This is a genomic window from Alteriqipengyuania sp. (assembly GCF_964222115.1).
Lineage (GTDB): Bacteria > Pseudomonadota > Alphaproteobacteria > Sphingomonadales > Sphingomonadaceae > Alteriqipengyuania.
Genome location: NZ_CAXQBM010000013.1, coordinates 1 through 11,128, shown reverse-complemented (window position 1 = coordinate 11,128; position 11,128 = coordinate 1). Strand labels below are relative to the sequence as shown.

Sequence of the window (11,128 nt, the reverse complement as noted above, 5' to 3'; positions counted from 1 at the left end):
CGCTGGTGCTCGATCTGGAGCGCGAATATCGCGCGGCGCAGGCCGATCCCGCGTTCGATGCGCAGTTTCAGGACTTGCTCGAACACTATGTCGGGCGGCCCAGCCCGCTCTATTTCGCGGAGCGGCTGACCGAAGCGCTCGGCGGAGCGCAGGTCTGGTTCAAGCGCTACGAATTGAATCACACCGGCGCGCACAAGATCAACAATTGCATCGGGCAGATCCTGCTCGCGATCCGCATGGGCAAGACGCGCATCATTGCAGAGACCGGCGCGGGCCAGCACGGCGTCGCCACCGCCACGGTATGCGCGCGCTTCGGCCTGCCTTGCGTCGTGTACATGGGCGCCGAGGATGTGCGGCGGCAATCGCCCAACGTCTTCCGTATGAAGCTGCTCGGCGCGGAGATCGTGCCCGTCACCAGCGGGCGCGGCACGCTGAAAGATGCGATGAACGAGGCGCTGCGTGACTGGGTCGCGAACGTGGACGACACGTTCTACATCATCGGCACCGCCGCTGGCCCGCACCCCTACCCCGCGATGGTCCGCGACTTCCAGAGCGTGATCGGCACCGAAGCACGCGCGCAGATGCACAAGCGCGCGGGCCGCCTGCCCGACCTGCTGGTCGCGTGCATCGGCGGCGGCTCGAACGCGCTCGGCCTGTTCCACCCCTTCCTGGATGATGCGGACGTAAAGATGCTCGGCGTCGAAGCGGCGGGGCTCGGCCTCGATGGAGACCAGCACGCCGCCAGCCTCACCGGCGGCGCGCCCGGCATCCTCCACGGCAACAAGACCTTCCTGCTGCAGGACGAGGACGGCCAGATGGTGGAAGGGCACTCCATTAGCGCGGGCCTAGACTACCCCGGCATCGGCCCCGAGCATGCGTGGCTGAAGGATACGGGCCGCGTCGAATATACCGCCGTGACCGACGACGAGGCGCTCGACGCCTTCCAGCTGCTGTGCCGGACCGAGGGAATCATCCCCGCGCTGGAGCCTTCGCACGCCATCGCAGCGGTGGCGAAACGCGCGAAGGAGATGGACAAGGACGCGATCATCCTCGCCAACCTGTGCGGGCGCGGGGACAAGGATATCTTCACGGTCGCCGAGAAGCTGGGGGTGGCGATTTGACTATTTCCTTGCAAAAAGCGGTGCGAGCGTTCGTCTTGTTTATCGCCCTTTGGCTTTCTGCGCAGGCTGCGATCTTATGGCTTGCAGGCGAGCCAGGCCTTCCGATGATTATCGATGGTGGCTGGATCGACATCACGCTCAGCGGATTAGTTTTGGCTATAGTAACATCATTCGGTGTTTGGCTCTATTGGGCATCGAAATGACTTGGCGTGCCGTGGGATTGTCCCGAAAGCCCTCTCCCCGCTCGGGGAGAGGGTTGGGAGAGGGCCTTGCGCGACGCAAAACTGACACGCCGCGCCCGCGAGATGCGCAAGGCCCTGACCGAGCCTGAGACGCGGTTATGGCTCGAACTGCGCGCAGGGCGCTTCCACGGCATCAAGTTCCGGCGGCAGAAGGTCATCGGGCAATACATCGCGGATTTTGCATCAAACGACCCGAGGCTCGTCATCGAACTGGATGGCGATACGCATGCGAATAGCGCAGGGTACGATGCGCAGCGCACCCGAAGTCTGGAAGCGCAAGGCTACCGCGTGGTTCGTCTCAGCAATGCGGAGGTGATCGAAAACATAGACGGCGTTCTGCAACGGCTGGGCGAGATCGTGGAGGCGCTGCGCCATGCCCCTCCCCCAACCCCCTCCCCTGAAGGTGAGGGGGCCTGACGGTGCGTGATCAGACCGTCACCCCGGACTTGATCCGGGACCCCGCGTTCTTCAGCGTGACAGGGTGGCGATGACCGCCGCCGAACCGGGAATAACAATATGACCTTCTCACCCATCCGCACCCTCGTGTTCTTCATGATCGGCCTGCCGATCGGGTTCATCCTTTCCGCGCTCGGGTTCGTGGCGACCGGGCAGGAAATCGCCGCTCCGGCGCTGGTCCCGTGGGCGGCGGGCATCGCGGCAGTTATTGGTATCGGGGCCGGTTTATGGAAGCCTGCTGGATAACCCATCGACGTGATCTCCAGAGCGCGCACGGGTCACAGCATTGGAGCGGCTACACGAGGATGGTATTCAGCTTCCATGAGCACGAGCTTTAGACAGAAGCTGCTGAACCTGCTTTGCAGCGCACTTCTGGTCTGTCTGGTGACGGCTTTGTGTGCGGCGGCCACTTGGTTTTTCGCTCTCCCTCAGCACAACAATGACTACGGCTCAGCTGGGGCCCTGGGCGAGAGCCTGATGATCTACGTCCTGCTGATGTCCTTAGTGCTGTTCTGGCATTTCTGGGACTTGATCGGCCCGTGTCCGCGGTCAGTTCGCATGATGGAGTGCCTTTTTCGCTATCCCGCGTTCGTTGCGATCCTGGCGGCTCTCGGTTCATTCTGGATCCTCGTGGGCACTGGCTTGTTCACCCGGGATTCTTGTGACGAACCTGGCGGCGCTCTCTATCATGAGTGCTACTTATCGGTGTCATCGTGGGTCTTGACGCCGATCTACGTTCTGATGGCAGGGCTCGTGGCGCTTTGCGTTATCAAGGCAGCTTTCGTCGCTGGCTCCTTGATCCATAGAGATGCCATCGCCCGCTATGCACCCAAGCAAGAGACTGGAGCGAACTGAGGGGCCTGTCCTACACCCCCTCCTCGCTGGCATAATCGCCGGATGAGCCGCTCAGCACCCTTCCCGTCCCTGCCGTTCTTTGCCATGCGCATCGCGAGCCTGTTTTTTGGCACCAAGACACTGTGTCAGGTGTGTCAGCGTTCAGCCCCGAAGGACCCAAGGTGAACACCGCGAACCGAATCGCTTCAGCTTTCGCCAAATCGCACCCCGCGCTCGTGTGCTTCGTCACCGCGGGCGATGGCGATACCGCTGCCAATCTCGATGCGCTGGTCGAAGGCGGGGCGGACGTGATCGAGCTGGGCATGCCCTTCACCGATCCGATGGCGGACGGGCCCGCGATCCAGGCGGCGAACATCCGCGCGCTGAAGGCGGGCACCACAACGCAAGACGTGCTGATGATCGCCAACGAGTTTCGCGACCGGCATCCGCAAGTTCCGCTGGTGCTGATGGGTTACGCCAACCCGATGGTGCGGCGCGGGCCGGAATGGTTCGCGAAGGAAGTCGCGGGCGCGGGCGTCGACGGCGTGATCTGCGTCGACATCCCGCCCGAAGAGGACTCCGCGCTTGGCCCGACGCTGCGCGAACAGGGCATCGCGCCGATCCGGCTGGCGACGCCGACCACTGACGATTTCCGCCTGCCGACCGTCATCGAAGGGTCCGAAGGCTTCCTCTACTACGTCTCTGTCGCAGGGATCACCGGCAAACAGAGCGCGGCGCAGGACAGTATCGAAGCGGCGGTGAAGCGCCTGAAGGCTGCGACAAGCCTGCCCGTGGCGGTCGGCTTTGGCGTGCGCACGCCCGAACAGGCGGGTGCCATCGCGCGGGTGGCCGATGGCGTCGTGGTCGGCTCCGCCCTGGTCGAACTGGTGGGCGAACACGGTGCGGACGCGCCCGACCGCTTGCGCGATCTCACCGCAAGGCTTGCCAAGGCCGTGCATGAGGCCGAAAGAGCAGCCGCATGAGCTGGTTCAACCGTGTCCGCAATTCGCTGCCCTTCGTCGCCAAGCGCTCCACCGACGAAACGCTGTGGATCAAGTGCAAGAATTGCGGGGAGATGATCTTCGCGAGCGATTATGCGGAAAATCTGCATGTCTGCCCGCGTTGCGATCACCACGGACGGATCGGTGCCGACACGCGGATCGCGATGCTGATGGACGATGGCTACTCCATCCTGCCGCAGCCCGAGGTGAAGGAAGACCCGCTCAGGTTCCGCGACTCCAAGCGCTCTACCGACCGGCTGAAGCAGGCGCGCGCGGCCAATCCGCACCATGATGCATTCACCGTAGCGAGCGGCGCAATCGACCACCAGCCCGCTGTGCTGGGCGTGCAGGATTTCCACTTCATGGGCGGGTCGATGGGCATGGCGGTGGGCCAGGCGTTCTGCGACGGGGCCGAGGAGGCACTGCGGCGGCGCTGCGGCTATATCGTCGCCACGGCAGCGGGCGGCGCACGCATGCAGGAAGGCATCCTCAGCCTGATGCAGATGCCCAAGGCGACCGTGATGGTTCGCAAGCTGAAGCAGGAAGGCCTGCCCTACATCGTGCTGCTGACCGACCCGACGACCGGTGGCGTCACCGCCAGCTACGCGATGCTCGGCGATGTCCACGTGGCAGAGCCGGGCGCGCTGATCGGCTTTGCAGGCCAGCGCGTGATCCAGGAGACGATCCGCGAGCAGCTGCCCGAAGGCTTCCAGCGCGCCGAATACCTGCACGAGCATGGCATGGTGGATCGCGTGGTGCGGCGGCACGACCTCAAGGCAGAGCTCGCGCTGATGCTGCGCTACATGCGCGGCAAGGCTGCGGCGTGAACCAACAACCTCCCCTCCAAGGGAGGGGATCGAGGGGTGGGGAGGTAGGAGACCGATGAAGGCGAAGCGCGACCGGAGACTTGCGGCTGCCCTGCTGCTGTTCGTGCTCTCAGCGGTCGCGGGTGTGTGGCAGTCCGCCATCACCAAAATAGTATGACAGCCGCCGTAATGCGCGATTGGAACCATTTCGCCGATATGTTCGGGGTCGAGTCACCCTACCAACCGAACAGGTCCTGCTTTGGTTATTGTGCAGCCGATCTTCCCTTCCTTGCCGGATGGCTTGGGATTGGTGGCTTCTTGATTGGAATGAGTCTGGTCGCATGGGCGTGGTGGACGCCGCGAGATTGAAAGACTTCGCCCGCTCCGATAATCCTGCGGTGCAGGCCCAGCTCGACCGGCTGGGCGCTCTCTCGGTGCCCGATGGTCGGCTTGGGCTGGAGACGATCCGCGAAATGCTGGCGCGGCTGGGCGACCCGCAGGACCGGTTGCCTCCGACCTTCCATGTCGCGGGGACCAACGGCAAGGGTTCGACCTGCGCCTTCCTGCGCGCCATGCTGGAGGCGGATGGCAAGCGGGTCCATGTCGCGACCAGCCCGCATCTCGTGCGCTACAACGAGCGGATCAGGCTTGCGGGCGATCTGATCGAGGACTTCGCACTGGCTGCGCTGCTGGAAGAGGTGCTCGATGTGGGCGAGGACTTGGGACCGAGCTTCTTCGAAGTCACCATCGCGGCGAGCTTCCTCGCGTTCGCGCGCATCCCGGCGGATGCCTGCGTGGTCGAAGTCGGTCTCGGCGGGCGCTTCGATGCAACCAACGTGCTGCCGCCGCATGTGCTCGCCGCATGCGGAATCGCGGCGCTTGGCTTGGACCATGAGCGGTTCCTGCTCGCGCCCGAGGATGGCGTGCCCACCGATCCGATGGCCCGCATCGCATTCGAGAAGGCAGGGATCGCCAAGCCGGGCGTGCCGCTGGTGACGCTGGGGGATCGCTATCCTGCTGAGGCACAGGCAGCGATCCAGACAGTTGCAAAAGCAGTCGGTGCGCCGCTGTATGAGGAATTCCTCGATTTCTACACCTATGACGGAAACGCCGTTTTCATGCCCAGCTACGAGCGAGAAATACCTCTGGGTTACGGGCTGGGGGGCGCGCACCAGTCGCTTAACCTGGGCCTCGCGATCACGATGTTGCGGCAGCAAGATAAGGTTTGCGTATCAGAAGCGGCGATGATTGCGGGTGCGCAAAACACCTCATGGCCTGCCCGCCTCCAACGTCTCTGCGACGGCCCCCTGACTGCATTGGCCGGTCAAAACATATGGCTCGATGGCGGACATAACCCGAGCGCTGGCGAAGCACTCTCTCAGCACTTCGCGGATCAGCCGCTCCACCTCGTCCTCGGCATGCTGGCGAACAAGGACCCGGCGGCCATCACCGCCTCGCTCGGGGACCGCGTCCGCAGCCTTACCGTGGTGCCTGTGCCGGGGCACGAGAGCCATCCGGCGCAAGCCTTCGGCCCCGATGCGCGCGCCGCTGCCAATCTGGAAGAGGCGCTGCTAGGCCTCCCTTCGGACGATTACCCGGTCCTCATCGCGGGGTCGCTCTACCTCGCGGGCGAGGCCCTTCGGCTCAACGACGAAGTACCGGACTGACTATTCGGCAGCAACCGCATCGGGATCGGGCGGCGGAGCGTTCTGCGCCTGCCCGCTGCGCGACTGGCGCACCCACTCGACGATGCACAGCACCACCGCGAACATGCCGATCAGCGTGGTCAGGATGAAGACGTGGAAATAGCCCTGCTCCTCGATCATCTGACCCAGCGCGCCGCGCCCCAGCGTACCGACCAACAGCGTGAGCGAAGAGAGCAGCGCATATTGTACCGCGCTGTAGCCCTTGGCCACGATGCTGGAGAGGTCGGCGACAAAGGCCGCGCCGGCGATGCCGACCGCGATGTTCTCGCCCGCGATCGCCATCATCAGCGTTGCCAGCCGATCGTCCCCGCCCATCGCAGAGACCAGCCGCGTGAAGCCCACAGTGTCGCTGAAGGCCTGCACACGCGTGCCGCCAATCGCGAGATCCGCATAAAGCAGGTTGGTAATCGCAGCGAGGAACGCGCCCAGTGTCAGGGTCAACATGCGTCCGATCACGCTGAGCATATAGCCGCCCACTGCCAGCCCCAACACCAACGCACCGACACCGAAGAACTTGGAGGCAACCGCCACCTCGTCCTTCGTGTATTCCAGCTCACCCAGGTAGAACGGGTAGGCAAAACTGCCCCAGATCGCGTCGGTAATACGATAGGTCAGCACCAGCGCCAGCACGATGATGATCGCCCAGCCCAGCCGCCCGACCAGATCGGTCAGCGGCAGGATCAGCGCGCGATAGAGGTGGTCCATAATCCGGTCGCCAGTGCTGGTCGCCGCATAGGGCGACAGGGACTTGCCGGTCTGCGTGGTCGGCTCGGACCCGTCGAACGTGGCCGGGATAACGTGCTGGCCGCCGCGCTGCACGCGTACCAGCCACGCCGCGATCAGCGCGGGGATCACCACCGTCGCGACCACGATCAGCGGGCCCATGGTGCTGATGAAGGCCACCGAGTCCGGCCGCGCCTCCGGGTTGCTGGTGAGCGAGCGGACCATGAAGACGCCCACGGTGATCAGCGCCCAGCCCCACAGGACACCGACTGCGCCCAGCGCGTAAGCGCGCACGCGCGGCACGATCTGCCCCGTCACGCGCAGGCCATGCGGATCGGTGCGATCCTCGTCATCGCGCGTCAGGGTCGCGCCGACCTCGGCATCGGGTGCCCAGAGCCCGGCGATGCCGACCACCAGCATGATCGCGCCCATCGAGAGGTAGACGGTCGGCCAGTCGGTCCGCTCTGCCATGAACAGCGCCAGCGCGCCGCCGACCAGCGCGGCCACGCGATAGCCCATCTGGTATACGGTAGAGAGGATATCGATCGTTGCGATCTCGTCCGCCACGTCGACACGCCAGGCATCGATCACCACATCCTGCGTCGCGCTGGCAAAGGCGGCGAGCCCCGCCAGAAGGCTGAAAATGCCGATCGTCTCGTTCGAGGGCGCGATGAAGCTGAGCGAGACCAGCGCTGCCCCGATCACGACCTGCGCGGTGACGATCCACTGCTTGCGCTTGCCGAGCTTGCGCAGGCCCGGGATATCAACCCGGTCCAGCGCCGGTGACCACAGGAACTTGAACGCGTAGGCGAGGCCGATCAGCGAAAAGACGCCCATTGTTTCGAGGTCGATCTCGCCACTATCCGAAAGCCACGCATAAAGCGTACCCAACACCAGCGCGTAAGGCAGGCCCGCGGCAAAACCGAACAGCAGCATGTACCCGGTCTTGGCCTGTCCGAGCGATCGGAGCACGGTCATCAGCCCCGGTTTCTTGGTCTCGGTCTTCGCGTCGGCCACTGGCTACCCTCCTCAATCTCGCACGCACTTCCTAGCCCGTCTCTGCCGTTGAAGCATAGCCCTGATCGGCATTGCGCCATCCGGCCAGATTTTTGTGCGGTGCAAAAAATCTTTGCTGCAAAAGCAAGCGCTTCCATTGAGAAGCGAAGAACCAGCCGCTTTTCCGCTACGGAAAGTGCTCAAATTATGGCATACGGCAGTTGGGTCGCTGAAAGCCGGATCATGAGTCTGGCCACATGGAGGGAAGCCATGTTGAGCGAATTGCAGTGCAGTCTGCTCGGCCACAAGATCGAGCGGAAGAAGGTCTGGCATGACGGGCTGGACCATCGGACCTCGTGCGCGCGGTGCGGCTCGCCCATGATCAAGCACAATCAGGTCTGGCGTCCGTTCGACAGCGATGAAGACATGGACTTGCGCCGCAAACCTCATCCGCATTTCCATCGGGCGACCGCCTGAGCCCTAAAGCGTTTGGCGCCGTGGCCCTGCATCGCTAAGCGGGCGCGCATGACAGAACAGGAACGAAGCGGCGATCGGATCGCCAAGCTGCTTGCTCGTGCGGGCGTCGCCAGCCGTCGCGAGGTCGAGCGGATGATTGCAGACCGGCGCGTGGCGATCGACGGGAAGGTTGTCGAAACGCCTGCTACCCTGCTCGAACATCTGCGCGGTGTCACGGTGGACGGCAAGCCTGTCGCCAAGCCTGAACCGACCCGCCTGTTCGCCTTCCACAAGCCGACCGGGCTGATCGTGGCAGAGCGCGATCCTGCGGGACGCCCGACGATCTATGACGCGCTGCGCAATGCGCTTCCCAGGAGTGCGCCGCGCGTGATGCCGATCGGGCGGCTGGACTTCAACACGGAGGGCCTGCTGCTGCTGACCAATGATGGTGGCTTCAAACGCCTGCTGGAACTGCCCGCCAATGCGGTCGAGCGCACCTACCGTGCCCGCGCGCATGGCGAGGTGACGCAGGGCCAGCTCGAAGCGCTGATCGAAGGGATCACCATCGATGGCGTGCACTACGGACGGATCGACGCCAATCTGGAACGGCGCACGGGCGCCAACCAGTGGATCGAACTGACGATCACCGAAGGCAAGAACCGCGAAGTGCGCCGCGTGCTTGAGCATCTTGGCCTCAAGGTGAACCGGCTGGTCCGCACGGCCTTCGGGCCGGTAGCGCTGGGCGATCTTCCACGAGGGCAGGCTGTCGAGATCCAGAAGCACGAGATCGGCAAGTTTCGCTCGAGCGTGAAGAAGGCGCGCGGCTGATGCGGATCATCGCAGGCGAGTGGCGCGGCAGGACTATTGCCGCACCGGCGGGCGATACCACCCGGCCCACGGCCGACCGCACACGGGAGACCCTGTTCAACATGCTCGCCAGCCGGCTGGGGGAATTCGACGGCCTCAGCGTGGCGGACCTGTTTGCCGGGTCGGGCGCCCTGGGGTTGGAGGCGCTGTCTCGTGGCGCGGGGTCGTGCCTGTTCGTCGAGGAAGACAAGCGCGCTGTCGACACAATCCGCAGTAATATCGCGAAGCTCGATGCAGGGTCGCGCTGCGTGGTGCAGCAGGCATCGGTACTGCGGCTCGGGCCCGCGAAGGCACCGCACGATCTCGTCCTGCTGGACCCGCCTTACGATACCGGTGCGGGGGCCGTCGCAATCGAAAAGCTGGTGCGCCTTGGCTGGATTGGCCCAGCGACCTGGGTGTCGCTGGAAGTCAATGCGAAGGAAAATGTCGAGCTGCGCAACATGCAGGTCGATGCCGAACGCAAGGTCGGCAAGGCGAAATTGCTGCTCTTGCGGCTCGCATGAAAAAAGGGCGCCAGCCGATTGGCCAGCGCCCGTCCTAACAACCGTAGATTTCGCTATCTTACCCGTTCGGATCGTCCAGCGGCAGCGGCTCGTCGATTTCGCTGGCAGGGCGTCCCGGCCAGTAATTGATCGGGCGGTTGCCGGTCTTGTTGGCTTCCCAGCTGTTGATGCAGTTGTCTTCCTGCTTGGGCTTGCAGATCGGCATGTCTCCCGTTGGCGGCCCTGCATCTTCAGGCGTCGCCTGCACGACTTCGCCCCGCTGGAAGGTAATTGTCGTTCCCGGTGCGGTCTGGGCCAGTGCGGGAGCTGCTGCCAAAGCGCCGACCACAGCGATATTCGTCAGGATCAAACTACGCATACCAAACTCCTGTATCGGATGTGGAGTTGCAGCGTCCGGGAGGGATACTGCAACTCCGAATACTCACCTAAATCCACGCTTAGCGTGCACCGCGATTGATGCAGTTATCCTGCTGTTCCGGCGTGCAGATCGGCAGCTCTGCAGGAGCGGGGCTGGTATCGATCGCCTGCACCTGTCCAGCGGACCTGAACGTCATGCGCGACAGACCCGTAGGTGTCATGGTCATGGTCTCCGTGGTCAGCGTGCGGGTGGTCGGCGTAGTGTTGCCGAGCTGCGTGTTGATCGAGGTCCACGCGGCGGTACGATCCGCAGGCGTCATCATCACAATCTTCACACGCTGTTCGTTATCGAGGTTGTTCCACCAGATCTTCTTCTGGCTGTCGGTCAGCGTCCAATAGTAGGTTTTCGCATCCATTGGCCATGCATCGTAGGTCGCCCGGTTTTCTGCCGACCAGCCATCATAAGCCGTCTTCTGGGCCGCGGTCATCTGCACCGATCCATCCATCTGGGCGGTGGCGGGGGCGGCAGCGATGGCGAGGCCACACGCGGCTGTGGCAGCGAGAATAAACTTCTTCATGACTAAAAACTCCTTTGGTTCCTCGTCCTTGGACAATCAACGGCACGTTCCATGCGCGGTTCCGCGATGGGGATGCGCCTCCACCCTCCCTTGCCTCGTTTCAGCGCGTTCCCTACTTGTTCGAAAATCACCATGAATAGCGCCTATCCCCTCGCCGCCGCCGCCGGAGAAGCGGACGTTCCGCCCTATGCCGCGCGCCTGAACATGCCGCAGCGCGAAGCCGTGCTGACGACGGAAGGGCCCGTCCTGATGCTGGCGGGTGCGGGCACCGGGAAGACTTCGGCCCTTACCGCGCGCCTTGCGCACCTGGTGGCGATGCGGCTCGCTTGGCCAAGCGAAATCCTGTGCGTCACCTTTACCAACAAGGCCGCACGCGAAATGCGCGAACGGGTCAATCGGCATATCGGCGATGCGGTGGAGGGGATGCCCTGGCTCGGTACCTTCCACGCGATCGGTGCGAAGATGCTGCGTCGCCATGCCGA

Annotated in this window: 15 protein-coding genes; 12 read left to right on the top strand and 3 right to left on the bottom strand. The window is 63.8% G+C overall.

Going from position 1 to position 11,128, the window contains the following annotated elements; all coding sequences use genetic code 11:
- The 8 genes from trpB to ACEQXE_RS01930 all read left to right on the top strand — a co-directional run.
- A partial coding sequence (trpB, locus tag ACEQXE_RS01965) for a tryptophan synthase subunit beta (protein ID WP_370177209.1) occupies window positions 1-1,121 on the top strand: 1,121 nt, incomplete at its 5' end.
- Window positions 1,118-1,324, top strand: a complete 207-nt coding sequence (locus ACEQXE_RS01960; RefSeq protein WP_370177208.1) for a hypothetical protein — start codon at window positions 1,118-1,120, stop codon at window positions 1,322-1,324. The genes trpB and ACEQXE_RS01960, both read left to right, overlap by 4 nt.
- 66 nt (window positions 1,325-1,390) lie before the next feature.
- Window positions 1,391-1,780 carry an endonuclease domain-containing protein gene (locus ACEQXE_RS01955; RefSeq protein ID WP_370177207.1) on the top strand — a complete coding sequence of 130 codons (390 nt, stop codon included), beginning with the start codon at window positions 1,391-1,393 and terminating at the stop codon, window positions 1,778-1,780.
- A gap of 99 nt (window positions 1,781-1,879) precedes the next feature.
- Window positions 1,880-2,065, top strand: a complete 186-nt coding sequence (locus ACEQXE_RS01950) for a hypothetical protein (RefSeq protein WP_370177206.1) — start codon at window positions 1,880-1,882, stop codon at window positions 2,063-2,065.
- Between the two features lie 75 nt (window positions 2,066-2,140).
- Complete coding sequence (locus tag ACEQXE_RS01945; RefSeq protein ID WP_370177205.1) at window positions 2,141-2,674, top strand: hypothetical protein; 534 nt, start codon at window positions 2,141-2,143, stop codon at window positions 2,672-2,674.
- Between the two features lie 161 nt (window positions 2,675-2,835).
- Window positions 2,836-3,636 carry a tryptophan synthase subunit alpha gene (gene trpA, locus ACEQXE_RS01940; RefSeq protein ID WP_370177204.1) on the top strand — a complete coding sequence of 267 codons (801 nt, stop codon included), beginning with the start codon at window positions 2,836-2,838 and terminating at the stop codon, window positions 3,634-3,636.
- A complete protein-coding gene (gene accD / locus ACEQXE_RS01935) occupies window positions 3,633-4,481 on the top strand; it encodes an acetyl-CoA carboxylase, carboxyltransferase subunit beta (RefSeq protein ID WP_370177203.1) in 849 nt (282 codons plus the stop codon). The genes trpA and accD overlap by 4 nt, the downstream gene beginning before the upstream one ends.
- A gap of 344 nt (window positions 4,482-4,825) precedes the next feature.
- Window positions 4,826-6,127: a folylpolyglutamate synthase/dihydrofolate synthase family protein gene (locus ACEQXE_RS01930; protein ID WP_370177210.1), complete on the top strand. Its 1,302-nt coding sequence runs from the start codon at window positions 4,826-4,828 to the stop codon at window positions 6,125-6,127.
- Here the strand turns inward: ACEQXE_RS01930 and ACEQXE_RS01925 are convergent, their stop codons facing one another.
- On the bottom strand, window positions 6,128-7,906 hold the full coding sequence (locus ACEQXE_RS01925) for an MFS transporter (protein WP_370177202.1): 1,779 nt from the start codon (window positions 7,904-7,906) through the stop codon (window positions 6,128-6,130).
- Between the two features lie 99 nt (window positions 7,907-8,005).
- Here ACEQXE_RS01925 and ACEQXE_RS01920 point away from each other — a divergent pair, with 99 nt between their 5' ends.
- Genes ACEQXE_RS01920 through rsmD form a run of 3 tightly spaced genes read left to right on the top strand, consistent with a single transcriptional unit; the run spans window position 8,006 to window position 9,711 of the window.
- Complete coding sequence (locus ACEQXE_RS01920; protein WP_370177201.1) at window positions 8,006-8,362, top strand: hypothetical protein; 357 nt, start codon at window positions 8,006-8,008, stop codon at window positions 8,360-8,362.
- A 48-nt stretch (window positions 8,363-8,410) separates the two neighbouring features.
- Entirely contained in the window at window positions 8,411-9,169 is a 759-nt protein-coding gene (locus ACEQXE_RS01915) for a pseudouridine synthase (protein WP_370177200.1), read from the top strand.
- On the top strand, window positions 9,169-9,711 hold the full coding sequence (rsmD, locus tag ACEQXE_RS01910; RefSeq protein WP_370177199.1) for a 16S rRNA (guanine(966)-N(2))-methyltransferase RsmD: 543 nt from the start codon (window positions 9,169-9,171) through the stop codon (window positions 9,709-9,711). Before ACEQXE_RS01915 ends, rsmD begins: the two co-directional genes overlap by 1 nt.
- A 58-nt stretch (window positions 9,712-9,769) precedes the next feature.
- On the opposite strand, the gene ACEQXE_RS01905 is transcribed toward rsmD, so the two are convergent.
- Complete coding sequence (locus ACEQXE_RS01905) at window positions 9,770-10,069, bottom strand: hypothetical protein (RefSeq protein ID WP_370177198.1); 300 nt, start codon at window positions 10,067-10,069, stop codon at window positions 9,770-9,772.
- Window positions 10,070-10,148: 79 nt separating this feature from the next.
- Window positions 10,149-10,646 (bottom strand): hypothetical protein, encoded by a 498-nt coding sequence (locus tag ACEQXE_RS01900; RefSeq protein WP_370030116.1) that lies wholly within the window; start codon window positions 10,644-10,646, stop codon window positions 10,149-10,151.
- Between the two features lie 132 nt (window positions 10,647-10,778).
- Between ACEQXE_RS01900 and ACEQXE_RS01895 the strand changes: the two genes are divergently transcribed.
- On the top strand, window positions 10,779-11,128 hold a 350-nt coding region (locus ACEQXE_RS01895; RefSeq protein ID WP_370177197.1), incomplete at its 3' end, for a UvrD-helicase domain-containing protein.

Coding starts and splice junctions, on each gene's coding strand:
- ACEQXE_RS01950 (WP_370177206.1), top strand. CDS start 1,880: ATGACCTTCTCACCCATCCGCACCCTCGTGTTCTTCATGATCGGCCTG.
- ACEQXE_RS01945 (WP_370177205.1), top strand. CDS start 2,141: ATGAGCACGAGCTTTAGACAGAAGCTGCTGAACCTGCTTTGCAGCGCA.
- accD (WP_370177203.1), top strand. CDS start 3,633: ATGAGCTGGTTCAACCGTGTCCGCAATTCGCTGCCCTTCGTCGCCAAG.
- ACEQXE_RS01915 (WP_370177200.1), top strand. CDS start 8,411: ATGACAGAACAGGAACGAAGCGGCGATCGGATCGCCAAGCTGCTTGCT.
- rsmD (WP_370177199.1), top strand. CDS start 9,169: ATGCGGATCATCGCAGGCGAGTGGCGCGGCAGGACTATTGCCGCACCG.
- ACEQXE_RS01905 (WP_370177198.1), bottom strand. CDS start 10,069: ATGCGTAGTTTGATCCTGACGAATATCGCTGTGGTCGGCGCTTTGGCA.
- ACEQXE_RS01900 (WP_370030116.1), bottom strand. CDS start 10,646: ATGAAGAAGTTTATTCTCGCTGCCACAGCCGCGTGTGGCCTCGCCATC.